Origin of the sequence: Sphingomonas sp., from assembly GCF_048595155.1 — a bacterium.
Taxonomy (GTDB): domain Bacteria; phylum Pseudomonadota; class Alphaproteobacteria; order Sphingomonadales; family Sphingomonadaceae; genus Sphingomonas_I.
Window position 1 is genome coordinate 25,322 of record NZ_JBMDXN010000093.1, and the last position, 23,763, is coordinate 49,084.

The 23,763-nt window shown below is 66.4% G+C and carries 21 protein-coding genes; 14 read left to right on the top strand and 7 right to left on the bottom strand.

The genetic code is table 11. The features are described 5' to 3' along the window. Positions 1–91: 91 nt before the first annotated feature. The 7 genes from ACOJSI_RS14425 to ACOJSI_RS14455 all read left to right on the top strand — a co-directional run bounded on the left by ACOJSI_RS14425 (position 92) and on the right by ACOJSI_RS14455 (position 6,277). A complete protein-coding gene (locus ACOJSI_RS14425) occupies positions 92–853 on the top strand; it encodes an SDR family oxidoreductase (RefSeq protein ID WP_420138992.1) in 762 nt (253 codons plus the stop codon). A gap of 37 nt (positions 854–890) precedes the next feature. Next, complete coding sequence (locus ACOJSI_RS14430) at positions 891–1,715, top strand: SDR family oxidoreductase (protein WP_420138993.1); 825 nt, start codon at positions 891–893, stop codon at positions 1,713–1,715. 160 nt (positions 1,716–1,875) lie between these two features. Beyond that, entirely contained in the window at positions 1,876–2,907 is a 1,032-nt protein-coding gene (locus ACOJSI_RS14435) for an endonuclease/exonuclease/phosphatase family protein (RefSeq protein WP_420138994.1), read from the top strand. Next, positions 2,907–3,668 carry a DUF2334 domain-containing protein gene (locus tag ACOJSI_RS14440; protein ID WP_420138995.1) on the top strand — a complete coding sequence of 254 codons (762 nt, stop codon included), beginning with the start codon at positions 2,907–2,909 and terminating at the stop codon, positions 3,666–3,668. The genes ACOJSI_RS14435 and ACOJSI_RS14440 overlap by 1 nt, the downstream gene beginning before the upstream one ends. Before the next feature lie 25 nt (positions 3,669–3,693). Next, a complete protein-coding gene (locus ACOJSI_RS14445) occupies positions 3,694–4,611 on the top strand; it encodes a hypothetical protein (RefSeq protein ID WP_420138996.1) in 918 nt (305 codons plus the stop codon). Continuing rightward, entirely contained in the window at positions 4,608–5,099 is a 492-nt protein-coding gene (locus ACOJSI_RS14450) for a DUF2141 domain-containing protein (protein WP_420138997.1), read from the top strand. Before ACOJSI_RS14445 ends, ACOJSI_RS14450 begins: the two co-directional genes overlap by 4 nt. Positions 5,100–5,101: 2 nt before the next feature. Next, the gene (locus ACOJSI_RS14455) at positions 5,102–6,277 is read left to right on the top strand and encodes a glycosyltransferase (protein WP_420138998.1); all 1,176 of its coding nucleotides are present in this window, start codon (positions 5,102–5,104) and stop codon (positions 6,275–6,277) included. Positions 6,278–6,305: 28 nt separating this feature from the next. Here the strand turns inward: ACOJSI_RS14455 and ACOJSI_RS14460 are convergent, their stop codons facing one another. Then, positions 6,306–7,388 (bottom strand): glycosyltransferase, encoded by a 1,083-nt coding sequence (locus ACOJSI_RS14460; RefSeq protein ID WP_420138999.1) that lies wholly within the window; start codon positions 7,386–7,388, stop codon positions 6,306–6,308. A gap of 295 nt (positions 7,389–7,683) precedes the next feature. On the opposite strand from ACOJSI_RS14460, the gene ACOJSI_RS14465 reads away from it, so the two are divergent. Genes ACOJSI_RS14465 through ACOJSI_RS14480 form a run of 4 tightly spaced genes read left to right on the top strand, consistent with a single transcriptional unit; the run spans position 7,684 to position 12,411 of the window. Continuing rightward, entirely contained in the window at positions 7,684–8,223 is a 540-nt protein-coding gene (locus ACOJSI_RS14465; protein WP_420139000.1) for an RNA polymerase sigma factor, read from the top strand. Then, positions 8,220–9,173 (top strand): FecR family protein, encoded by a 954-nt coding sequence (locus tag ACOJSI_RS14470; RefSeq protein WP_420139001.1) that lies wholly within the window; start codon positions 8,220–8,222, stop codon positions 9,171–9,173. Before ACOJSI_RS14465 ends, ACOJSI_RS14470 begins: the two co-directional genes overlap by 4 nt. Beyond that, positions 9,160–11,502, top strand: coding sequence for a TonB-dependent receptor (locus ACOJSI_RS14475; protein WP_420139002.1), 2,343 nt, complete (start codon positions 9,160–9,162; stop codon positions 11,500–11,502). Before ACOJSI_RS14470 ends, ACOJSI_RS14475 begins: the two co-directional genes overlap by 14 nt. Before the next feature lie 12 nt (positions 11,503–11,514). Further along, positions 11,515–12,411, top strand: a complete 897-nt coding sequence (locus ACOJSI_RS14480) for a glucosamine inositolphosphorylceramide transferase family protein (RefSeq protein WP_420139003.1) — start codon at positions 11,515–11,517, stop codon at positions 12,409–12,411. On the opposite strand, the gene ACOJSI_RS14485 is transcribed toward ACOJSI_RS14480, so the two are convergent. The 5 genes from ACOJSI_RS14485 to ACOJSI_RS14505 form a co-directional block, all read right to left on the bottom strand. Beyond that, entirely contained in the window at positions 12,335–13,477 is a 1,143-nt protein-coding gene (locus ACOJSI_RS14485; RefSeq protein WP_420139004.1) for a glycosyltransferase family 4 protein, read from the bottom strand. The genes ACOJSI_RS14480 and ACOJSI_RS14485 overlap by 77 nt on opposite strands. Beyond that, entirely contained in the window at positions 13,477–14,754 is a 1,278-nt protein-coding gene (locus tag ACOJSI_RS14490) for a lipopolysaccharide biosynthesis protein (RefSeq protein WP_420139005.1), read from the bottom strand. The genes ACOJSI_RS14485 and ACOJSI_RS14490 overlap by 1 nt, the downstream gene beginning before the upstream one ends. Before the next feature lie 43 nt (positions 14,755–14,797). Then, positions 14,798–16,003 (bottom strand): hypothetical protein, encoded by a 1,206-nt coding sequence (locus ACOJSI_RS14495; protein ID WP_420139006.1) that lies wholly within the window; start codon positions 16,001–16,003, stop codon positions 14,798–14,800. A 169-nt stretch (positions 16,004–16,172) separates the two neighbouring features. Then, positions 16,173–16,964 (bottom strand): arginyltransferase, encoded by a 792-nt coding sequence (locus ACOJSI_RS14500; protein WP_420139007.1) that lies wholly within the window; start codon positions 16,962–16,964, stop codon positions 16,173–16,175. A 126-nt stretch (positions 16,965–17,090) separates the two neighbouring features. Further along, the gene (locus tag ACOJSI_RS14505) at positions 17,091–18,338 is read right to left on the bottom strand and encodes a threonine ammonia-lyase (protein WP_420139008.1); all 1,248 of its coding nucleotides are present in this window, start codon (positions 18,336–18,338) and stop codon (positions 17,091–17,093) included. 97 nt (positions 18,339–18,435) lie between these two features. On the opposite strand from ACOJSI_RS14505, the gene ACOJSI_RS14510 reads away from it, so the two are divergent. From ACOJSI_RS14510 to recQ, 3 genes are read left to right on the top strand one after another with little or no spacing between them, the layout of a single operon-like run. Beyond that, the gene (locus ACOJSI_RS14510; RefSeq protein ID WP_420139009.1) at positions 18,436–19,302 is read left to right on the top strand and encodes an NAD(P)-dependent oxidoreductase; all 867 of its coding nucleotides are present in this window, start codon (positions 18,436–18,438) and stop codon (positions 19,300–19,302) included. Beyond that, positions 19,299–20,996 carry an amidohydrolase gene (locus ACOJSI_RS14515; protein ID WP_420139010.1) on the top strand — a complete coding sequence of 566 codons (1,698 nt, stop codon included), beginning with the start codon at positions 19,299–19,301 and terminating at the stop codon, positions 20,994–20,996. The genes ACOJSI_RS14510 and ACOJSI_RS14515 overlap by 4 nt, the downstream gene beginning before the upstream one ends. Positions 20,997–21,056: 60 nt before the next feature. Then, the gene (recQ, locus tag ACOJSI_RS14520) at positions 21,057–22,811 is read left to right on the top strand and encodes a DNA helicase RecQ (protein ID WP_420139011.1); all 1,755 of its coding nucleotides are present in this window, start codon (positions 21,057–21,059) and stop codon (positions 22,809–22,811) included. 20 nt (positions 22,812–22,831) lie between these two features. Here recQ and ACOJSI_RS14525 read toward each other — a convergent pair. After that, the coding region (locus ACOJSI_RS14525) for a DUF808 domain-containing protein (protein WP_420139012.1) at positions 22,832–23,763 on the bottom strand (932 nt) is incomplete at its 5' end.

Sequence of the window (23,763 nt, forward strand, 5' to 3'; positions counted from 1 at the left end):
GGTGCGCCCGACGCCGCCCATGGTCTGGTAGCCGCGACATGGCGCGATGCGCGATCCTTGCTGGAATCGAGGTTCGGTAATGGAGGCAAGAATGAAGATCGTCGTCATCGGAGGGACCGGACTGATCGGCTCCAAACTCGTCGATCGGTTCACGCGCGCAGGGCATATCGCTCTCGCCGCCGCGCCAAGCGCCGGCATCGATGCATTCACCGGTGAAGGACTGGACGCTGCGATCGCGGGTGCGCAGGTTGTCATCGACGTCTCCAATCCACCCTCCTTCGACGACGAGGTTGCCCGTAACTTCTACGCGACGGCTGGGCACAATCTTGCCAGGGCCGAAATAGTGGCGGGGGTGCGTCACCACATCACGCTTTCGGTCGTCGGTACCGATAGGCTGCTACAGAGCGGCTATTTCCGCGCGAAGCTGGTGCAGGAACAGCTGATTCAGACGGCACAGACCCCCTATTCACTTGTACGCGCTACCCAGTTCTTCGAATTCCTGCGGCAGATCGCCGATTTTTCCACGGTAGGGGGAACGGTCCGGCTGCCGGCCGTTCGCTTCCAGCCAATGGCCGCCGACGATGTCGCGGCCGCGCTGGTCGACATCGCACTCGCGCCGCCCTCCTCGGCCATGATCGAAATCGCCGGTCCAGAGATGTTTACACTCGATACACCGGTGCGCCGCCTGCTGGCCGCCGATGGCGATACGAGGCCGGTGATTGTCGACGCGTCTGCCCCCTATGCTGGGGTGCCGGTAGACGATGCTTCGCTCGTTCCCGGGCCGGGCGCCCGACTGGGGTCGATCAGGCTGGAAGACTGGATCGCAAACGCCGCATCGCCGGCAGGTCGGTGACGGCGCCAGCACCTCGCAGCGGCACGAGGCGCGGTTTATGACCAGATATTGCCTCCCCAAGCGCCGCCGTGAAGATCAGGCCTCGGCGGCCGGGACGATCGCCGTGATCGGCGCCAGCGGCCGCATCGGCAGGAAGCTTATCGCCCAGCTGCGACGGCAGAGCCACAGGGTCGTGCCGATATCGCGCAGCCTTGGCATCGACTGCACGACCTATGACAGCCTGGCCCGCGCCTTGGAGGGCGTCGACACCGTGATCGACGTTTCCGATTCCGGCTCGACCGACGGGGCTGCCGCCATGCGCTACTTCCGGACGGCCGGATGCAACCTGCTACAGGCCGCGCGCGCCGGAGGGGTGCGTCACCATATCGCCCTCTCCGTAGTCGGCGTCGATCGCCTGACCGGACCGGATTATTTCCGGGCCAAGCGGCTCCAGGAGGATTTGGTCCGCGGCTCCACACTGCCCTTCACCATTCTGCGCGCAACCCAGTTCTTCGAACTGGTGCGCGACCTTGTGCGCGCCGGCAGCGCACGCGCGATCCCGATTGCGCCGGCCCTGGTACAGCCGGTCGCAGGAGACGACATTGCCGATTTCCTGGCCGATCAGGCGAGCGCCATGCCAACCTATGACATCGTCGAGTTGGCTGGGCCGGAACAACTCCGCCTCGACCAGATAGCGATCGAGATCGCCACCGCCCACGAAGATGATCGCCGGGTCGTGCGCGACCTTAACGCCCGCTATTGCGGGGCGCGGCTTGAGGAGCGCTCGCTACTGCCGGGTCCATGCGCTCACATTGGCAACCGACGCTTCGACGATTGGCTGCGCGACAGCCTCCAACCCTGCTTCAGCTTCCAGGCGGCCTGATCCTCTCTCGTCCCCCCGACCATCGACTTTGGTTCCATGCCGCAGCTTCCGCTCGGCCCACGCAGCCTCTCCGCCCATCGCGCTTTTCTTTGTCATGCTGTCGCAGTGATGCGGGGGCATAGAGTCGGTGCCGTCTGACCCATGCAAGTGGGACAAGATCATGAAGCGAATTGCCGGGTTTTTAGGGATGATGGGCGCTGCGATGGCAGCCCGTGCCGCCGCGCCTGCTGCCGTCACGCCACCCCAATTGTCGGTGATGACCTACAATGTCGAAGGTCTGCCCTGGCCGGTCCGGACGGACCGGACCGATGCGGAACAGGCCATCGGCCAAAAACTGCACGCATTGCGGCAGCGCGGGGTCCAACCGCACATCCTGGTGCTGCAGGAAGCCTTCACGGATTCGGCCAAGGCGATCGCGACCGAAGGCGGCTATCGCTATATCGCCAACGGCCCCGCCCGCGACGACGCCGGCGCGCCGCCAACCACCGCGGCCGATCGCCAGTTCATGTCCGGCGCCCGTATGATGGCGGGCGAAACCGTCGGCAAATGGGTCGATAGCGGGCTGCGGATTGCTTCGGATTATCCGATCCTGGCGGTGCGACGCATGGCGTATCCCTCCTACGCCTGCGCCGGGCTCGATTGCCTGGCCAACAAGGGCGCACTGGCGGTGGAGATCGCCGTGCCCGGCCTGCCGCAGCCGGTGGTCGTCGTCGCTACCCACATGAATTCTCGCGCCGCCGCCGGCGTGTCGTTCGATCGCTCCTTCTACGCCTATCGCCGTCAGGTCGATGCGCTCGGCCACTTCATCGCATCGGCCGCGCCGGCGAGCTGGCCGCTGATCGTCGCCGGGGACTTCAATGCCGGGCAGGGCGCCAACCGCCGCGCCTATCTGGTCCAGAGCGCCGCCCATTGGCGTCCGCAAGCCGGCATGTCGGTGGCGATGAACGAATGCCTGGCGCAGCAAAGCTGCACCAAATCGAACGCGCCCGATATTCAGTTCAGCTTCCGCCGCGAACGGGACTGGCAATTCTTCTCGCCCGGCACCGGGGTCGGGCTGCGTGTCGCCGGGCTGAATGCGACCTTCGGGCATGATGCCCATGGCGCGATGCTATCCGATCACGTCGGCTACATGGCCGACTATGCGGTGAGCGCCAAGCCGACCGCGGGGCTGACCCGCCTGGCGTCGCGCTGATGACCACGCGTCGCTTGCTCCTGTCGATCCACGACGTCACGCCGGCTACTGTCGGTCAGGTGGAGACGCTGCACGCGCATCTGTGCGAACATGCGCAAGCGCCATCGCTTGCCCTGCTGGTGGTGCCGCACCATTGGAACAGCACCCCGATCGCGCAGGATGCCGGCTTCAAAACCTGGCTGCGCGCGCGCCATGCGGCCGGTGACGAGATCATCCTGCACGGCTGGAGCCATCGCGACGAAATCGAGGCGCGCGGATGGCTGGCTCGGTTCAAGGGCCGCGCAATGACGGCACGCGAAGGCGAGTTCCTCTCGCTCGACGGGATCGATGCATTGCGCCGGCTTCGCGAGGGACGGGCGCTGCTGGAAGACATTATCGGGTCGGCGGTTCCGGGCTTCATCGCTCCGGCCTGGCTTTACGGCGACGGTGCCCATGCCGCTTTGGCGCAGGCCCGGTTCGCCTTTGCCGAAGATCATTTCCGCGTGTGGGTACCGCCGACCGGCAAGGTTCTTGCGCGCGGGCCGGTGATCACCTGGGCAAGCCGCACGCCGGCCCGCATGCGCAGTTCGCTCGCGGTAGCCGCGGCTGCCAGGAGCCTGCTCACCCGCGCGCCGACCGTGCGGATCGGGGTTCATCCCGATGACACGACGCAGCCGCGGATCATGGACAGTATCCGCCGTACCGCCCGTCGCTTCCGGCATTCGCATCGCCCGACCCCTTATGCCGCCCTTGCGGCTGTAGGCGCATCGGCGCGGCTCTGATCGCGCGCATTTAAAGGACAAGATTTTGGCGTCCTCTCCTTCTGCACTCACCCCGTCGCTTGGCACGCTAGCGCGTCCGGAGCCGGCCCGCCTGCCCTGGCAGCGCCTACTGGCCATTCTTCTGTCGCTGGCCCTGCTCACGTCGCTTGGCATGGTCCTGCGGGAACAGGGTCTCGCCCGTCTGCGCGGCGCGCTGCCGACCTCGATCATTTTCTGGCTTGCCTTCGGGGCTTATTATCTGGCGCTGCCGACGTCGGAATGGATCATCTACCGACGGCTCTGGCAGATCCCGGGATCGGCCTTTGCCGCCCTCCTGCGCAAACTCGTCAGCAACGAGATGCTGCTCGGCTATTCGGGCGAGCTGTCCTTCTATCTTTATGCCCGGCGCAAGGGTTTTGTGGCCGCGAGCCCGTTCGGCGCGATCAAGGACGTCAGCATCATGTCGGCCATGGCCGGCAACATCGCGACCTTGACGATGGTCGCGCTCGCCTGGCCGATCTCGCGGCATTGGCAGCCGACCGCGCTGCCGTCGGGCAGTAGCGAATCCTTCCTGCTGCTGCTTGCCGCGTGCGCCTTGCTGCTGGTGCTGCGTCGCAAGATCTTCTCGCTGCCGCCCGTCCAGCTGCGCTTCATCGGCGCCGTCCATTTGGCCCGCGTATCGTTTACCACGCTGTTGCTCGGCATCATCTGGACGGCCGCCCTGCCGACCGTTCCGGTCACGACGTGGATCGCCCTTGCCGCACTGCACCTTGTGGTCACCCGTTTGCCGCTGGTCCCCAACAAGGACATTGTCTTCGCCGGCGCGGCGATGTGGATGGTGGGTGCGGAAACGTCGATCGGCACACTGATGGCGCTGCTCGCCTCACTGCTGGTCGCGACCCATCTGATCGTCGGTCTCAGTATATTGCTGGGCGATCTGGTCGGGGCGAGCGACGCTTCATGATGCCTTTGTTGCTGCTGGCGGCCGCAGCGAGCGCGCCGCCGCTCGGCGTCGCGGCCGGCACCTGCCATGCGGATGCGGGCGAAACGCAGATCAGGGTCGACGTGCAGGGTCTGAAAGATCGGGCCGGACGCCTGCGGCTGGAACTCTATCCGCCGAACGACAGTGACTTCCTGGCTGACGACACGATCCTGATCAAGGCCGGCAAAAGCTTCGCGCGGGTCGATCTTCCGACGCCGCCGGCGGGTCCCGTCAACTTGTGCATTCGCGCGCCCGAACCGGGTCGTTACGCGATCGTGCTACTGCACGATCGCAACTCCAATCATCGTTTTGATTTTGCCGGCGATGGTATCGGCTTCGCCGGCAACCCGCGCCTGGGGTGGTCCCGGCCGCGCGCCACGGCTGCCACCGTTACCGCTGGTGCCGGTCATACCGACATCACGATCGTCCTCAACTATCTGCATGGCCTGTCCATGCGCCCCGAGAAGTGACCATGCGCATCGCTGACGTTTCCGCCTTCTACACCGCGCGCGGGGGCGGCGTGCGCACCTATGTCGAACGCAAGCTCGCTTATGCCGAACAGGCCGGCATCGAACTGACCGTCATCATTCCCAGCGAGCGCAACGGCATCGAACGGCGCGGCCGCTGCACGCGGCTGCAGCATATCGCCGCGCCGCCACTGATCCTGGATCGGCGCTATCGCTATTTCGACAGCACGGCTGCCGTCCATGCCGCGCTCGACGATTTCGCACCCGACGTGGTCGAAGCATCGTCGCCGTGGCGCACGGCATCCATCGTCGCCGAATGGCAGGGTGAAGCCCCACGCGCGCTGGTGATGCACGCCGATCCCCTGGCCGCCTACGCCTATCGATGGTTCGGCAATGTTGCGGAGCGCGATACGATCGACCGCGGTTTCGAGTGGTTCTGGGCCCATCTGCGTCGCGCCGCCCGCCGCTATGACATCGTCGTTTCCGCCAATAGCGGGTTGACTGCGCGCTTACGCCATGGCGGCCTGCCCCAGGCGGCCACCATCCCGCTTGGGGTGGATCCAGGCGTCTTCTCGCCGACGTTGCGCGACCCCGGCCTGCGCGAAGAGCTGCTCGCCTCCTGCGCGCTAGGTCCGGATGCGCTGCTCCTGCTCGGCGTCGGACGCCAGGCACCGGAAAAAAGATGGCCGACGATCATCCAGGCAGTCGGCAAGGCCGGCGTGCAGCGCGGCGTCGGTTTGGTCTTGATGGGCGAAGGGCGCGATCACGCCAAGCTGCTACGCCACATTGGCGGCAACCCGCATATCCGCATGCTGCCGCCCACCTCATCACGCGCAGAGATGGCGCGGATGCTGGCCAGCGCCGATGCGCTGATCCACGGCTGCGAGGCGGAGACCTTTGGCCTCGTCGCGGCGGAGGCGGCCGCATCGGGCCTGCCGCTGATCGTGCCGGATGAGGGCGGTGCCGCCGATCAGGCGCATCCCGATCGCGCCGAAACCTATCGGGCCGGCGATGCCGATGCGGCTGCTTCGGCGATCGTTCGGTTGGCCGATCGCGATCCGGCGGCCCTCCGCGCCGCGGCAACGTCCGCGGCCGGCTCAGCGCGCTCGCTCGACGATCATTTTGCGGACCTTCTCGCCCGCTATACGGGCTTCACCCAGCGTGACGCCCTGCGCGCGTGACGGCCGCACAGCGGCGGCGCAGCGCCGCCTAGACCGGTCTGCCGCGTTTCTGCGCCAATCGCCGGTCGAGCAGCGCGAGATAGGATGTCGCGCAATAATGTTCGTCATGCCGGCTCATCAGCGGGCTGGCGTCGGGCGGCATGTAGGGGCGATCGATCAGCTCCAGCAGCGCCTTGGCAATCGCATCGGCATCGGCCTGTACGATCTGCGTCTGCCCATCGGCCGGCACGATCTCGGCCAGGGCCGGTGAACAGGGCGTCACCAGCACCGGCGCACCCGACACCACCGCTTCGACCAGCGCGGCCGGATAACCTTCGTAACGCGACGTCATCAGGAAGCACGCGGCCCGGCGCAACCAGGGGCGGATGTCGCGTACATGTCCTGCCAGCAGAACGCGCTTCTGCAGGCCAAGATCGGCGATCAGCTGGGTCAATCGGGGGCGTTCGCTGCCTTCGCCCAGGATGATCATGCGGATGCCGGATGCGGCCGGCAGCCGCGCCATCGCGGTGATCGCCAGCTCAAAATTCTTCTGCGGTTCAAGACGGCCGGCCGCGATGACGAGACCAGGCTCGCGTTCGATCGCGTCCTTCCTCATCACGCTCGAATCGAAGATCGGCTCCCACTGCGACGCGACGCGTTCGCGCGCGAACAATGTCTCCGCCTCTTTCTGCAGGGCTGGGCTCATCGCCACGAGCGTGTCGATCCGCGCCGTCAGCAACTTCAGCGTCAGCCGGCGCAGCCACGCGGCCGGCCCCCGTCGATCCCGGCGTACCAGCGGATTGCTGATCTTGCAGAAGGTCGCCGCGGCCGATCCGTTCCGCAGCGCGAAAGCCGCCAAAGCGAGGATATGGAAGTTGCCCGGTGCCCAGATGACATCTGCCTGCACACGGGCGGCTACGCGGGCGAGGGCGAAACCCAGCCAAATGCGCGACAAGGGGCCGCGCGGCAGCGGGGGATCGGCCTGTTCGACCGTGATCGACGGATCGACCATGGCGCGCGTCGGCCCCTCTTCGCTGCCGCAGAAGATGCGGACGCCGCGCCCCGCCTTCGCCCACTGATTGGCGAGCCTGACCGCGACACGCTCGGTACCGCCGCCGGCGAAATCTTGCATTACGATCAGGATATGCTCTGCGACGGCCGATGGGGCGCACGGTGCCGGGGATCGCAGTTTCGGCATGGGAACGCCGCTTGAAGAGGGGTCAAACATCGTCCGGGAGACGCCGCCCCTGTTGCAGACCCGCATCACCCCGGGCTTGGATTCAATTGCAAGGATTTGACGTGCGGATTCGTCGACGGGGCGACGTCTGCTCTACATCATGGGCCATGCCGATCCTTCTTTGTCCAACATTGTGGCCCTGCCCACCGGCGGGTATCAATGGCGTGTGGACAGGCGCATGGAGCCGGACATGGTCGCAAGCGGTCTTAGCGCGGTGTTTCTCGCCAACCGCGGCCCGTTGCTTCGTTTTTTGCGGGCGCGCGGCGCGGGGGATGATGCCGAAGACGTGATGCAGGATTTGTGGCTCAAGATCGATCGGATGGAGGCCGAAGGGCCTATTTCCGACGCGCGTGCCTATCTCTTCCGCATGGCCGACAATTTGATGCATGATCGGGTGCGTGCCGCCATGCGCCGCGCGAACCGCGAGCATGCCTGGGGCGAGACCGGCTACGATGCCAGCGGCGCCGACGATACCCCATCGGCGGAACGCACGCTCGTGGCACGCCAGCGGCTGCGCCGGGTCGAACGCGCACTGGCGACGCTGGGCGAGCGATCGCAGGCGATCTTCCGCCGCTTCAGGATCGAGGGCGTTCCGCAAGGCCGCATCGCCCAGGAGGAAGGGATCAGCATCAGCGCGGTCGAGAAGCATCTCCAGCGCGCCTACCGCGTCGTCGCCACCCTGGTGGACGAAGAGGATGACGTGGCACCTCTGGCAGGACGCGCGCCATGATCGACGCACGTATCCGGGACGAAGCCGCCTTGTGGATGGCACGGGCGCGCGATCCGCGCTTCTCCGATTGGGATGGTCTGACCGACTGGCTGGAGTCCGACCCCGCGCACAATCTTGCCTACGAATCTGCTTATGCCGCGCATGATCTGGCAGGCGAGCTGAGCCTTCCCGCTGCACCGACGCCGATGCCGTTTTCTGCAGCGACGGCGGCGCCGAAAACGCGTCGCGTGGCGTGGTGGACCGGCGGCGGGATCGGAATTGCCGCGGCCGCTGCCGCGGTCTTCGCCCTGGTCTTGCCGAGCGCGGGCCCGGAGCTGATGGTTGCTCAGACTCGGCCGGGCGAACAACGCATGGTTGCCTTGCCCGACGGTACGCAGGTCGCGCTCAACGGAGATTCGCGGCTGGTCTTCAGCGCGAAGGACGATCGCACCGCCCGGCTGGAGCGCGGACAGGCGATGTTCAGCGTGGTGCATGACGAAAACCGGCCCTTCACCGTCGATGTGGGCGGACAGCGGCTGGTCGATCTCGGCACGCGCTTCGACGTGCTGCGTACCGCGCAGGGTAGCGAAGTCGCGGTCGCCCAGGGTGCGGTCTTGTACGATCCCCAGGGTGCTGCCGTGCGCCTTGGCGCCGGCCGGATGCTGCGCAAGAATGATCGTAGCGATCTGGTCGAGGTATCCGATGTCGATCCGGCATTGGTCGGCACCTGGCGCTCGGGCCGTCTGGTCTATCATGGTGCCAGGCTCCAGCGTGTGGCCGATGACCTCGGTCGGTTGACGGGCGAGCATGTCGCGGTCGCCCCCACGCTGGCGGAGCGCCCCTTCACCGGCGTGATCGTCGTGCCTGCCCATAATCGGGGCCAGTTCCTCAACCGGCTCGGTCAGGTGCTGGATGTGGACATCGCCAAACAGTCGCAAGGCTATTATTTGAAGGCGCGTGCGGAGCGCTGACCTTCTGGCGGTAATGATGGTGACGCTGGCGGCGGCCCCCGCAGAGGCCGCGTCGCCCGCGCGCTTTCCGGTTGATCTGCCGCCCGGCACACTCGGCAATGCGCTGATTCGATTGGCCGAACAGACCGGCGCCACGATCGGCTCGACCGATCAGACGGTGGCGCGCCTGCCGGCGCCCGCGGTGCGCGGCCGCATGGCGGTCGCGACTGCCTTACGCCACCTGCTACGGGACCAGCCCGCGCGCGCCGAGCGGATCGACGATCTGACCTGGCGAATCGTCAGCGCCGCTGCGCAACCCACAGCCGCCCCAACAATGCCGCGCGCAGCGCCACCCTTGAACGAGGGCGAAGTGGTGGTGACCGCGGCCAAGACCGGCACACGCCTGTCGCGCTATGCGGGCACCGTGTCGATCATCTCCGGCGTCGATCTGGATGTCGCCCAACAGGGGCGCGGATCAGACGCATTGATGGAGCGGGTCCCGTCGATGAGCTCGACCCACCTGGGATCGGGCCGCAACAAATTGTTCATCCGCGGCATCGCCGATTCCAGTTTCAACGGCCCCTCCCAGGCGCTGGTCGGACAATATCTGGGCGATGTGCGGCTGAACTATAATGCGCCTGATCCCGATCTTAGCCTGTACGACGTCCAATCCGTGGAGGTTATCGAGGGGCCGCAGGGCACGCTCTACGGCGCGGGATCGCTGGCGGGGGTGATGCGGATCGTGCCGCAGCCCGTCGCAATGGGCGTCAGCGAGGGAAGCCTGAGCGTCGGACGATCTTTCACCCGAAGCGGCGCCCCTGGATATGACGTGGCGGGGGTGCTGAACCTGCCGTTGGGGCAGAATATTTCGGCCCGAGTGGTGGCGTTTCGGGCGGTCGAAGGCGGCTATATCGACGATTGGGGCCGCGGTTTGAGCAACGTAAACCGCACATTGAAGGGCGGTGGACGCGCCGTCATACGGGCAGAATTGGGCGATTGGCGGGTCGAATTCGGCGCTGTCGTGCAGGATATTTCGACACGCGACGGCCAATATGCAGATATCGCGCTACCGCCATTGACCCGATCCAGCCGCGTCGCGCAGCCCTTCGACAACGATTATTTGCTGGGAAGCTTCACCATACGCCGGGATTGGGGTGGCACGTCGCTGGTTTCCGCAACCGCCGCACTCCGCCAGAATACGGGGTCGCGTTACGATTTCACGCCGGTAAACGCCGCCTCGCCCCGTATTTTTGATCAGCATAACCGGATCGGGCTCTTCTCCAACGAGACCCGGCTGTCGCACCAGGATGCCGACGGCAGAGGCTGGGTGATCGGGGGAAGCTTTCTGCAGGATGACGAAAGGTTGACCCGCGCATTCGGCCGTCCGGAAGCGCCGACCCGCATCCTGGGGGTCGACAATAGCGTCACCGAACTTTCGGCTTTTGGAGAATGGGGTATCGGGCTGACCCCGCATCTGATCGCCACCGTAGGCGGGCGGATCGAATATGATCATCTGACCGGCCATGCGCTCGGCCGTCGCGCGAAGGTTGGCGAGCCGCGCCGGAATGAGCGTACCTTCCTGCCCTCCCTGTCCCTGTCATGGCGGCCGGGCAGCGACTGGCTGCTCTATGCTCGCTATCAGGAGGGGTTTCGGCCCGGTGGCTTGTCCGTCACCCCCTCATCCGCCGGCCCGGTCATCCAGCGCTTCCATGGCGACAATCTGGCGTCATCCGAAATTGGCGCCAAGTGGCGGCCGGACGAAGGACATCATTTCGATGCCGCGATCACGTTCAGCCATGCGCAATGGGACAATATCCAGGCCGATCTGGTCAATATGGCGGGGCTGCCGTTCACCCAGAATATCGGCTCGGGGCGGATCTGGGGCGCGGAGGCGACGGTGGGCTGGCGGCCGATTCCAGCCTTCAAGCTCAGCGCCGCGTTGTTCGCCAATGACAGCCGCCTGACCCATCCCGCCGATACGGTCGGGACTGCGGAACGGAAATATGAGCTGCCCAACGTCGCCCACATCGGCGCCAGCGGCCGCGCCGCCTTCAGCCATGCCTTGCGCGGTCCCTGGCGGTTGGACGCGGACGTACGCGCCTCCTATGTCGGCCATAGCCGCCTAGGCGTCGGGCCGCAGCTGGATCTGCTGCAGGGCAATTATGTTCTCGCCGGCAGCTCCGTCCGCGTGAGCGACGGCCGCTGGGGTTTGTCGCTCGATGCGGACAATCTGCTAAACAGCCGCGGCACCATGTTCGCACTCGGCAATCCGTTCGGTGTTACCGCCGGCCGCCAGAGCATTCCGCCGCGGCCGCGCACGATCCGGATCGGCATGGATGTCCATTTCTAAGCGCCTCGTCTGATGCCGCGCCGCTGCGACATCTGGCGCGTCGGCATCGCGCTTGCACCGATCGAGGCGATCGCGGCACGCGGCAGCGTCGATCCCGCGGCGATCAGTTGGCTGCCGGAAGAGCCGTCTTTCCGCTTTCTGGCCGATCCCTTCGGCCTATGGCGCGACGGGGCGCTGCATCTGTTCGCGGAAGCCTATGATTATCGCACCCGGCACGGCGTGATCGATCATATCGCGCTGAATGCCGATCTGCGCCCGATCGCTCGGGAAACGGTGCTGCGCGCGCCCTGGCATCTGTCCTACCCTTATGTGTTCGAGCATGAAGGAGCGATCTGGATGCTGCCGGAAGCGCATAAATCGGGCCGGCTGACACTGTATCGCGCGCACGATTTCCCACGAGGATGGCAGCCCCACGTCGTCATCGAGCTCGACGTGGTTCCGATCGACGCGACCCCTGTCCGTCATGAGGGCCGCTGGTGGCTCTTCTACACGGGTGGGCCGGATCGCGCCGCGCGAATGGGAGCGTTGCATTGCGCGTGGGCGGATCGGCTGGACGGGCCGTGGCACCCCCACCCCGCCAACCCGATCCGCCGGGATATCGGCGGGGGGCGGCCGGGCGGAACGCCCTTCCTGCTCGATGGGGCGTTGGCGCTCCCCGTGCAGGATTGCCGGCGTACCTACGGCGGCGGCATTCGCATCCTGCGCTTTCCGCGGCTCGACCCAGACGGCGTGGAAAGCCTGGTTGGACCGGCCATGCCCGTCCCGCGCGGGATCGGTTATGACGAAGGCTTCCACACGCTGGCGGGCTGTGGCCCGATCAGCCTGATCGACGTCAAGCGGGTCGACCGTTCGGGGCGGGGCTGGTTGATCGACCTGCGCCGCGCGATCGCGCGGCGCGCAACGCCTTGATCCGATCGAGCGCGCGCACCCCCGACCGCCCGAACGCACCGCCGCCGAACGTCTTCAGCGCATTACAGCGCGCCGTACGGCCCATCGGTGCCAGCTGATCCGGGCGGGCGAGCAGGTCCGCCAGCGCCGAGGCGAGCGCTTGCGCGTTACCAGGTGGCACGATGCGGCCGGTCAGCCCGTCGCAGATGCTGTAAGGGAGCTCTCCTACGGCAGAAGCGACGACGGGCAGCCCGGCCTGCATTGCCTCATGCGCGGCGATGCACAGGCCTTCGGAGCGCGACGGCTGCAGATAGAGATGCTGGTTTGCGAGGAAGGAGCGCGGCTCGCAGAAACCCACGAAGCGCAGATTGTCCAACCGCTCGCGCGCGGCCATCGCGGTCAGCCGCCCATGCAGTTCGCCATCGCCGGCGATCGAGACTTCAACCCGTGCGGGCGGCACCCAGCCGGCATTGCGCAGCCGCGCCAAGGCAGCGATCAGGACGTCATAGCCCTTCACATGGTGCAGTCGACCAAGCGATCCGATGCGGATCGGTTCGCCGGCTTGCCACGGCGCGGCGTAAGGCGCGTTATCGTCAGCCTCAAACAGGGGCCAGGTCGCGATACGCTCATGCGCAACCCCAAGCCGGCGATGCGTCAGCGCCGCGACATTGTTGGAATCCGCCAGCCACAAAAGCGAACGACGCTGCCGCGCCTTGAGCAGGAGGAGATTGGCCGGCTTCAGATAGGCGGCATGCTGCCAGCTGACGACATCGATATCGTGCAATTGGCCGACGATCTGGCCGATCAGCGTGGCGCGCGTCAGCGAGGTCCAGAGCAGGTCAGGCTGCATGCGCAACATCTGGTGGTCGAGCCAGCGCAACGCAGCGGCGTGGTCGCGCCGGCCGCCGTCGCGCACAGTCACCGCAACGCCGGCATCGCGCAGCGGGGGCAGGCCGCGCAGGTCGCGCGGGGTCAACGCCAGCACCTCGACCTGGCAACCCTGGTTCTGAAGCACCCGGACCACGGCGGGGATGGGCGCCGACGCGCCGCCGCCTTCGAGCGAATTGATGACATAAGCGATCCGCATCAGGCCATCGCCTCATCAGCGCGCGGCGCGCGGGTTTGGTACAAGACGAGCAGAAGCAGCAGCACCGACGCCGCCAGCCCTTGCAGGATCGCATGCCAGCCGGCACCGGCCAGGCCATATTGCTCCATCATCAGCGGCAACAAAGGCAGCAGCCCCAGCCCGACTAGGATGTTGATCCCAACGGAGAGCGAAGGCCGGCCGAGCGCGGTGAGCGCGGCGCTCGCGGCCGGCGCCATCAGCCAGAGCGCGCGTCCGATCGCAAGCAACAGCATCAAGCCGGCGGCACCGGCGAAGGACCGGCCGCCAAGCAGGACGACGACATGCTCGCCCGCAAAAGCCAGGATCAGCACGATCGGGCTAGCCGCCGCCAGCGCCACGCCGGCACACCGCAACAGCGCCGCCCGCAATGCGGCGCCGCCACCATGATGGGCGACCAGACGCGCCAGTTCGGCATAGGCTGCCTGGCCCATCATCTGCGCCGGTTGCTGGATCAAGACGGCAGCGCGTTGCGCGACGGCGTATAGCCCCGCCGCCGCCGGCCCGAGCGTCCAGCCGACGAACAGAGGCGGGATCCGGGCCGCAAGCTCGGTCAGCGTCACGTCTGCATTGGCGGCGACCATGAAGCGCCAGATGCCGGGATTTTCCCGCAGGGTGCCTTGCATGCTGCCGAGCAAGCGCGTCTCCCGCAGCGTCTGCCGCATGGCGACGAGCCCCAGCAGCCACATGGCGGCCCATTCTGCCAGTGCGGCGATCAACCAGACCAGCAGGAAACCGGTGAGTCCCCATCCGGCCCAGGCGGCCAGCAGGGCACCCACCAGACGCACCGACGGCGCGACCAGATTGTGCAACCCGAGCCAGCCGAAGCGGCCGAGCAATTGCAGATATCCCGCCGGTGTGGCGCGGATCGTCGCGAGGACCGCGAAACTATAAGGTAGCGCGAGCGCGATCGCGGTGGATGACCAGCCGAGATGCGGTCCGAGGATCGGTGCGAGCACTGCCGCCACCACGATCGAGGCCACGCCGCCCGCGCCCTCGACCAGCGCCGCGAACCGCAGCAGGCGGACCAGCCGGGGATGATCATCCTGCGCCAACGCCTGGGCGCCGTAGCGCACGATCGCATGCCAACCCGGGAATTCGACGATACCACCGATCGTCATGGCGAAGGTGTGGACGAGGACCAGCACGCCATAATCGGTCGGGCCGAGCGTACGTGTCGCCACGACCATATAGCCGAGGCCAAGCAAGGCCGCGGCCGCCTTGCCGCCGAGGAGCCGCATCAGATTAGCGTAAATCCGACCGACCAACCCCTGCCCCGCGCGCTCAGCCCTGCGCGGCACGACGCTCTTCAGCGGCTGGAGATGCGGGGAGTTGCAGGCCCATGACGGAGGCGACGGCTTGGGCAGCCCGTACCGACGACGGAATGTCGGTCAGATCGAAGCTGGCGTCGAACAGGTTGCGCTGCGCGGCGGCATAGCGCCCGTTGGCATCGCGCCGGGCCAGCTTGAGTGCCTCATCCAACTGATGGGGCGTGTCGATCACCGGGCCAGCCCGCCAATGCATGTAATTGGGATCGTTCGCCCATTGCACGCGACGCGCATTGAGGAAGACGCAGGGCCGAGGCTCGAACAGGAATTCGTAGACCTGGCTGGATACGTCGCCCAGATAGATGTCGGCCCGCCTGGTATAGGTCATGTTGCTCGACGCGCGGCTGCCGAGATCGATATGGATATTGGGCGCGCGCAGATAGCGGGCCTCGATCCGCCCGGGGCGATCGATACGCAGCTTGTCGATCGTCAGCGCGAAGGCGCGTTCGAACAGCATCACGTGCGGCGCGAAGATCAGCTGATATTCGTCATGCTCGACAAACCAGTCGAGCACCTGGCGCCCCATGCGGAACCAGGAAGAGAGATGGGGCGAGACATGCGGGTTGTAGAGCACGACGGGACGGCCGTCGTTCAGTAGCGCATGCGTCCGCGTCTCCATCGGCAGGTCGAACTTGGGATATCCGACCACGCTGATCCGGCTTGGATCGACACCGGCATCCGCGATCAGCCGGCGCCGGATCTTGTCCCCGGACACGAGCACATGATCGAACAGGGCGCTGGCCGGATCGAAGCCGATCGCCCGATCCCCCGCGCCGTGACGGGTGTGGATAATCTTGAGCCGATCAAGGCCGTAGCGGGTTTTCAGGATCAGCGAGGTCTTTTCGGCGACGACCAGCACATCGATCGAGCGAAAGAAATCCAGATTATCGCCATAGACCAGCAGCTTGGACGCGGGCGCGAACGGCTCCGCCAACGCCGCCACACATTGCGAACGCCGCCGTTGCAGCGTCAGCGGCCGGAGCGTGATGGTGCGTCCGATGCGCGCGCCGGCCAGGCGGGTCACTTCCGCCTGAATGCGGGCATTGGTCGTCGCCAGGATAACTTCGACGTGCGGCGCCGCATCTGCCAGCGCCAGCGCGATCGGCAAGCTATGCGCGACCTGGTGAACCTGATCATGATTGAAGAGAAAACATGCTTTCACACGAGCCAGACGGCACCGGTTTAAGGTTCCCGCACCTGAAATCTCTTCAGATCTGGCCCGAGCGACCGACCCTTCGTAATCGATTGAGTCGCAGGGCTGCTCGGCGACGCTTCAGCTTGTCCGGTGCCCCACTCGAAAACCTAGCCTGCGCTGTGCGGCAGGCGGCCGATCAGATCTTCGGGAATTTCATGCCGCCGGTGGCGGGTGGCAGCCCCGGCTCGAGATCCGCGGCATCGAACCGGCGCCATCCATTGGGGCCGAGCCGTTCGATAGGCTGGAAACGGACTTTATATTGCATCCGTGCCGAGCCTTTCACCCAATAGCCGAGATAGACGAAGGGCAAGCGCGCGGCGCGGGCACGCTGGATGTGATCGAGGATGATGAAGGTACCAAGCCCCGGCCGGGATTCCAGCGCGGGATCGAAGAAACTATAGACCATCGAAAGGCCGTCGGACTGCTGATCGGTCAGGCAGGCGCCCACGAGCGTTCCGGGGCGGCCATTGGTCGACGGTTCGCGATATTCGACCATGAAGGTCGTTACCGGCGTCTGTTCGACCATGTCGGCGAAATCGAGCTCGTCCATCTCTGCCATGCCGCCACCGGGATGGCGGGCCGACAGATAGCGGCGCAGCAGGGAGAATTGCTCCTCCGTCGTCCAGGGTTCGCAGGCGTTGACGACCAGATCGGCATGCCGGCGCAATTGCTTGCGCTGGGTAGCATTAGGCTTGAACTCCCCCGCGACCACCCGCACCGACACGCAGGCCTGGCAATCGGTGCAGCTGGGGCGATACGCAACGCCCTGGCTGCGGCGAAAGCCGATCCGGCCAAGCGCTTCGTTCAGCTCGGCCGCATGGGTGCCGGCAAGCTCGGTAAAGACCTTGCGCTCCGTCCGCCCCGGCAAATAGGGACATGGCGCGGGCGAGGTTACGAAGAACCTCGGAAATTTAAATTGCGCACTCACCGCTTACACGCGCCTCGCCCTGGTGGCCCCCGGTGCGAGTATGCCGTTCCTAGGATCGGATGGAAAGCCCGATTCCCCACCGGAAATGCGCGCGAGCGGCTTGAACCCGCGAAGGCGCGGCCGTTATCAGGCCAGCTCGACCGGGCTCGCCTCATAGCCTTCATGCTCCAGCGCGCTCATCAGGCGTGCCAGATGCACCGCATCGCGGGTTTCGCATTCGATGTCCGTGATCAGGCCCTTGGCCGGCAGCGTCGAGAAAACGCGCTGATGATAGACTTCGATGATGTTGACCTGTTCCTGGTCGAAGATGCGCGCGACATGATAGAGGGCGCCCGGGCGATCCTGCAGCTTGATCCGCAGCCGGGCGAGGCGGCCGGACCGGGCCAGATCGCGCAACAAGACATTGGCGAGCAGGCGGGGATCGATGTTGCCGCCGCACAGGATGATGCCGACCGTCTTGCCGGCGAATCGGCCGGGATTGCCCAGCAATGCGGCCAAGCCGGCCGCGCCGGCCCCTTCCACCACCGTCTTTTCGATCTGGAGCAGCATCGACACCGCCCGTTCCAGGTCCCGTTCGGGCACGAGCAGAATGTCGTCCACGCGCTCCGCAATGATGCCCGCGGTGATGGATCCCGGCTCCTTGACCGCGATGCCTTCCGCCAAGGTATCGCCGTGGCAAGGCAGGCTGGCGCCCTTGATCCGGTTGTACATGGACGGATAAAGTTCGGCTTCGACGCCGATCACCTCGACGCCCTCGCGGGCCTTCGCGACCGTGGCACAGCCGGAGATCAGGCCGCCACCGCCAATCGGCACGATCAGCGTATCGATGTCGGGCGCATCCTCGAACATCTCGATCGCGACGGTGCCCTGGCCGGCGATCACCTGTTCGTCGTTGAAGGGATGGACGATGGTAAGGCCGCGTTCGGACGCCAGCTGGCGGGCATGCGCCAGTGATTCGTCGACATTCTCACCATGCAGGATCACGCTGGCGCCATGGCCTTCCGTCTGGCTGACCTTCACGTTGGGCGTCGTACGCGGCATGACGATCGTCACGGGGATACCCAGGCGCGCGCCATGATAGGCCAAACCCTGGGCGTGATTGCCAGCCGAGGCGGCGATCACGCCGCGCGCCTGTGCGCCTGCATCCAGCTGGCACAATTTATTGAGCGCCCCGCGTTCCTTGTAGGCGGCGGTGAACTGCAGATTTTCGAACTTGAGGTAGACGGTGGCCCCGGTCAGCTGGCCAAGCGTACGGCTGATCAGCGTTGGCGTCCGCACGATCGAGCCCGCGATGCGGCCATGGGCGGCGCGGACGTCATCGAGGGAGACGGGCAGCACATCGTCGGCTGCGGCGGATTTCGTGAGGGTGGCCATGATTGGCCCGCCCTAAGCCTATCCCACCGCTTTTTGAACCCCGGCGCTGGCGTGTCCCGAGACGGGGTCTTAGGACGCCCCGAGGACGGGAGACAACATGGCGAAAGTGAGCTTCATCGGGTTGGGCGTGATGGGCGGCCCGATGGCGGGGCATCTCGCCGCCGCCGGACATGACGTGACTGTCTATAATCGCAGCGGCGACAAGATGGCCGAGTGGCTGCAGCGTCACGCCGGCAAGAGCGGCGCGACCCCGGCCTTGGCCGCAGAGGGCGCGGACGCCGTCTTCACCTGCGTTGGCGCCGACGCTGATCTGGAAGAAGTTCTGTTGGGCCCAGACGGGGCCTTTGCCACCATGCGGCCGGGCGCGCTGTTCGTCGACCACACAACGGTATCCGCGCGAATTGCGCGACGGCTGGCCGCCGAAGGGCAGGAGCGCGGGCTGCTGGTGGTGGATGCGCCGGTGTCTGGCGGCCAGGCCGGTGCCGAGAACGGCACGCTGTCCATCATGTGCGGCGCGACCCATGAAGCATTTGGCCGCGCGCAGCCGCTGATGCAGGCCTATGCCGCACGTATCGTCCATGTCGGCGAGCCCGGCGCCGGCCAGACCGCCAAGATGTGCAACCAGATTGCGATTGCCGGCGTCATCCAGGGCGTGGCCGAATCACTGCGCTTCGCGCAGGCCGCCGGGTTGGACACGGACAAGGTGTTCGAGGCGATCTCCGCCGGCGCGGCCGGAAGCTGGCAGATGCAGAATCGCTGGGCGACCATGGCCCAGGATCAGTTCGATTTCGGCTTCGCGGTAAATTGGATGCGCAAGGATCTGGGCCTGGCGCTAGAGGAAGCGCGCATCAATGGTGCCACGCTGCCCGTGGCGGCGCTGGTCGATCAATTTTACGCAGAGGTTCAGCAGATGGGTGGCGGGCGTCAGGATACATCGTCGATCGTGCGGAGGCTGGGCCGATGAAGCGGCGCCTGGCCATTGCCGCGATCGCACTGCTCGCTATCGTGCCCGCAACCGCGCGCAAGCGGCTGCCCGCGCCGGAAATTCCCGTCACGCCGCAGGGGCTGGTCGATAACGTCAACGGTTATACGATCGATGCCCAGGGCAATCTGGAGCGCTTCACCGGGCTGCTGATCGGCCGCGACGGCCGGGTCGTGAAGCTGCTGCACGACGGCGACGCGCGCCCCGAACGGCCCGACTTCCGTCTCGACGGCCAGCATCGCACATTGCTCCCTGGCCTGAATGATGCCCATGGCCATATTTCCGGCCTTGGCTTCCAGGCACTTGGCCTCGATCTGACGAGCACCACCAGCCTGGCCGATGCCCAGCGCCAACTGGAACGCTATGCCGCCGAGCATGAGACGCCGGCGTGGATTCGCGGCGGCGGCTGGAATCAAGAGAAATGGCAGCTCGGCCGCTTCCCTACGGCCGCCGACCTGGATCCCTTCACCAAGAGCCGCCCGACCCTGCTGGAGCGGGTCGACGGGCACGCCATCCTGGCTAATAGCGCGGCAATGGCGGCGGCGGGCATCACCGCGCGCACGCCCGATCCCGCCGGGGGCCGGATCGAGCGCGACGCGAAGGGCAACCCGACCGGCCTGTTCGTCGACGCGGCGCGCAATCTGATCGAAAAAGCCGCGCCGGCGCCTTTGCCGCGGGAACGCGACGCCGCGATCGCCAAGGCGCAGGAGATCCTGATTGCCGACGGCATTACCGCGACCAGCGATATGGGCACGACGGTGGACGATTGGGAATCGATGCGGCGGCTGGGCGACACCGACCGGCTGCGCATGCGCATTACCAGTTATGCGATGGGCATCGATACGCTGCTGACCGTTGCAGGATCGCAGCCGACCGGCTGGCTTTACGGCGGCCGCCTGCGGATGATCGGCGTCAAACTCTATGCCGATGGCGCGCTGGGATCGCGGGGTGCATGGCTGAAGCAGCCTTACAGCGACATGCCCAGCACGCGCGGGCTGCAGTTCCTGGACGACGCGAAGATCAAGAATCTAATGAGCCGGGCGGCGATGGACGGCTTCCAGGTGGCGGTCCACGCCATAGGCGATGCCGCCAATGCGCAGGTACTGGATTCGATCGAGGAATTGTCGGCAACCTATGAGGGCGACCGCCGCTGGCGGATCGAACATGCCCAGATTATCGATCCGGCCGATATGCCGCGCTTCGCCAAATATAAGGTGGTGGCATCTATGCAGCCGAGCCATGCGACATCCGACCATTTGATGGCGGTCAAACGGCTGGGCCCGGATCGGCTGAAGGGTGCCTATGCCTGGAAGACGATGCTGGACAATCATGTGCCGCTCGCCTTCGGATCGGATTATCCGGTGGAGGACCCGAACCCCTTCCCGGGCATGGCCGATGCTGTGACGCGCGAGGATGCGGCAGGCGATCCGCCCGGCGGTTTCCTGCCCGAACAGAAGATCAGCCTGACGCAGGCGCTGGCAGCCTTCACCACCGGTGGCGCCTATGCCGCCAAGGCGGAAGACCGGATCGGCAGCCTGGAAGCCGGCCATTTCGCCGACTTCATCCTGCTGGATCGCGACCCCTTCCAGGTCGACAGCCGTGCCTTGCGCGAGACCAAGGTGCTGGAAACGTGGATCGGCGGCGTGCGCGCCTGGGTGCGCAAGTCCGGAAGCTAAGCCGGATTGGCGTCAATAGCGTAGACATATGGCCGTCGCCCGTACAAGCGGGACGCGATCATGACTCCCCGCCAGGCTCTGCACGATACGTTCGGTTACCATGATTTCCGCGGCCGTCAGGCCGAGGTGATCGACCGGGTGATGGCCGGGCAGAATACGCTGGCGGTGATGCCGACCGGCGCGGGCAAATCGCTGACCTATCAGATCCCGAGCCTGTGCCGTGCGGGCACGGGCATCGTCATTTCGCCGCTGATCGCGCTGATGCACGATCAGGTCCGTGCGGCCGAGGCGGCGGGCATCCGCGCAGCGGCGCTGACGTCGGCCGACAGCGACCGCGACGAGACGATGCGGCGGCTGCGCGATGGCGAGCTCGACCTGCTCTATGCCGCGCCGGAACGGGCCAATACCGATGGCTTTCGGCGTCTGCTCGATCGCAGCCAGGTGGCGCTGATCGCGATCGACGAGGCGCATTGCGTCTCCGAATGGGGGCATGATTTCCGGCCCGATTACCGCCAGCTGCGCAGCCTGCTCGACGCGCATGCCGATGTGCCGCGGCTGGCGCTGACGGCGACGGCCGACAAGCATACCCGCGCCGACATCCTGGCCCAGCTCGGTATTCCGGAGGACGGGCTGATCCTGGCGGGCTTCGATCGGCCCAATATCCGTTATGCGATCAGCCCGCGCGACGGCCTGTCGCGGCAATTGGCGGCGCTTGTGGCGGAAACGCCGGGGCCGGGCATCATCTATGCGCAAAGCCGGGCGGAAACCGAAAAGCTGGCGGCGGCGCTGGCGTCCACCGGGCGGCCGACCCGCGCCTATCATGCCGGGCTGGAGGCCGCCCAACGCCAGGCCAATGCGCGCGCCTTCGTCTCGTCGGAAGACATGGTGATGGTCGCGACCATCGCCTTCGGCATGGGCATCGACAAACCCGACGTGCGCTTCGTGGCGCATGCCGGCATCCCCAAATCGATCGAGGCTTATTATCAGGAAACGGGCCGTGCCGGGCGCGACGGCGATCCCGCGATCGCCCACCTTTTCTGGGGCGCGGAGGATTTTGCCCGCGCCCGCCGCCGGATCGAGACCGAGGTGGAGGATGCCCGACGCGGCGGCGAGCGCCAGCGGCTGAACGCGCTGGCCGGGCTGGTGGAGGCAACCGGTTGCCGCCGCGCCATCCTGCTACGCCATTTCGGCGAGCACCCGCCCGAGACCTGCGGCAATTGCGACAATTGCCTCAACCCGCCGTCGGCGGTGGACGCGACCGAGATTGCGCGCAAATTCCTGTCGGCCGCCTTCCGGACCGAAATGCGCTTTGGCGTGACCCACCTGACCGACGTTCTGGCCGGCAAGGAGACCGACAAGATATTGGGCCAGGGCCATCATCGCCTGTCCGTGTTCGGGATCGCCAACGAAGACGAGGTGCGCATGATCAAGCCGGTCGCCCGCGCCCTGCTGGCGCGCGATGCCTTGCGCGCGGATGATTTTGGCGGCCTGTCGTTCGGCCCGGCCGCAAAGCCGATCCTGAAAGGGGAGGAAAAGGTAGCGATCGTGCTGCCACCCAAACGTGCCGCCGGCCGCCGCCGCGATCGGGACAGCGGACCGGCCGATCCGCTGTTCGATGCTTTGCGCAACGTGCGGCGCGAACTCGCCAAGGCGCAGGGCGTACCACCCTACGTGATCTTCCATGATGCGACGTTGCGGGAGATGGCGGAAGTGAAACCGGCCAGCCTGCGCGCCCTGGGTGAAGTGAGTGGCGTCGGCGCGCGCAAGCTGGAGACCTATGGCGCGGCCTTCCTGGCGGTGATCCGGACCTTTTAGGCGCGCGCGGGCCGTGGCGCCTAATGCTGATGCTCGGTCTTGCGCGGAATGAGGTGAACGATGCCGGCGATGACGCCGCCAACGACCAGCCCGACCACGGCCGAGCCGAACGCGCCCGTCGCCCAGGCGAGGATGCCGCCGCCGGTGGGCAATGCATGGTGCACGCGTTCCGCCGCATCATGCAGCCAATGGGCGATCGTGCCCCAGCCGAGCACCTCCAGGCCATGCACCAGGATGCCGCCGCCGACCCAGATCATCGCCGCGGTACCGATCGTCGCGAGCGCGCGGAGCAGCACCGGCATGGCGGCGACCATGGCGCGGCCGACGCTGCGCGCCGCCGCGGCCTGCCGCTTGGCAAGATGAAGCCCGACATCGTCCATCTTCACGATCAGCGCGACGACGCCATAGACCCCGACCGTGATGGCGATACCGACCAAGGCGAGCACCACCGCCTGAACCGGCAGGGACAGGTTTGGCAGCTCGGCCAGCGCGATCGCCATGATTTCTGCCGAGAGGATGAAATCGGTACGGATGGCGCCGCTGACCTGGCGATCCTCCAGCGCCTTGGGATCTGTAATCTGCGCGACCTCGTCGGCATGATGCGCGCCGGTAATGGCTTCGATCACCTTTTCGGTGCCTTCAAAACATAGGTAGGCGCCACCGATCATCAGCAAAGGCGTGATCGCCCAGGGTGCCAAAGCGCTGAGCGCAAGCGCAGCGGGAAGCAGGAACAAGAGCTTGTTGCGCAAGGAACCGAGCGCGATCTTGCCGATGATGGGCAGTTCGCGATCGGGCGACAGGCCGGTGACGTAGCGCGGCGTGACGGCAGTATCGTCGATGACGACGCCCGCCGCCTTGGTGCCGGCGCGGCCCGCCGCGCCCCCCACCACGTCGAGCGACGCGGCCCCCCGCTGTGCAACCGCGGCCCCCGCGTCCACCCAAGCTACCCAAA

Bases quoted from the DNA above. Each gene is read 5' to 3' on its own strand.
- ACOJSI_RS14425 (WP_420138992.1), top strand. From the start codon at position 92: ATGAAGATCGTCGTCATCGGAGGGACCGGACTGATCGGCTCCAAACTC.
- ACOJSI_RS14430 (WP_420138993.1), top strand. From the start codon at position 891: ATGACCAGATATTGCCTCCCCAAGCGCCGCCGTGAAGATCAGGCCTCG.
- ACOJSI_RS14435 (WP_420138994.1), top strand. From the start codon at position 1,876: ATGAAGCGAATTGCCGGGTTTTTAGGGATGATGGGCGCTGCGATGGCA.
- ACOJSI_RS14440 (WP_420138995.1), top strand. From the start codon at position 2,907: ATGACCACGCGTCGCTTGCTCCTGTCGATCCACGACGTCACGCCGGCT.
- ACOJSI_RS14450 (WP_420138997.1), top strand. From the start codon at position 4,608: ATGATGCCTTTGTTGCTGCTGGCGGCCGCAGCGAGCGCGCCGCCGCTC.
- ACOJSI_RS14455 (WP_420138998.1), top strand. From the start codon at position 5,102: ATGCGCATCGCTGACGTTTCCGCCTTCTACACCGCGCGCGGGGGCGGC.
- ACOJSI_RS14460 (WP_420138999.1), bottom strand. From the start codon at position 7,388: ATGCAAGATTTCGCCGGCGGCGGTACCGAGCGTGTCGCGGTCAGGCTC.
- ACOJSI_RS14465 (WP_420139000.1), top strand. From the start codon at position 7,684: ATGGTCGCAAGCGGTCTTAGCGCGGTGTTTCTCGCCAACCGCGGCCCG.
- ACOJSI_RS14470 (WP_420139001.1), top strand. From the start codon at position 8,220: ATGATCGACGCACGTATCCGGGACGAAGCCGCCTTGTGGATGGCACGG.
- ACOJSI_RS14480 (WP_420139003.1), top strand. From the start codon at position 11,515: ATGCCGCGCCGCTGCGACATCTGGCGCGTCGGCATCGCGCTTGCACCG.
- ACOJSI_RS14485 (WP_420139004.1), bottom strand. From the start codon at position 13,477: ATGCGGATCGCTTATGTCATCAATTCGCTCGAAGGCGGCGGCGCGTCG.
- ACOJSI_RS14490 (WP_420139005.1), bottom strand. From the start codon at position 14,754: ATGCGGCTCCTCGGCGGCAAGGCGGCCGCGGCCTTGCTTGGCCTCGGC.
- ACOJSI_RS14505 (WP_420139008.1), bottom strand. From the start codon at position 18,338: ATGGCCACCCTCACGAAATCCGCCGCAGCCGACGATGTGCTGCCCGTC.
- ACOJSI_RS14510 (WP_420139009.1), top strand. From the start codon at position 18,436: ATGGCGAAAGTGAGCTTCATCGGGTTGGGCGTGATGGGCGGCCCGATG.
- ACOJSI_RS14515 (WP_420139010.1), top strand. From the start codon at position 19,299: ATGAAGCGGCGCCTGGCCATTGCCGCGATCGCACTGCTCGCTATCGTG.
- recQ (WP_420139011.1), top strand. From the start codon at position 21,057: ATGACTCCCCGCCAGGCTCTGCACGATACGTTCGGTTACCATGATTTC.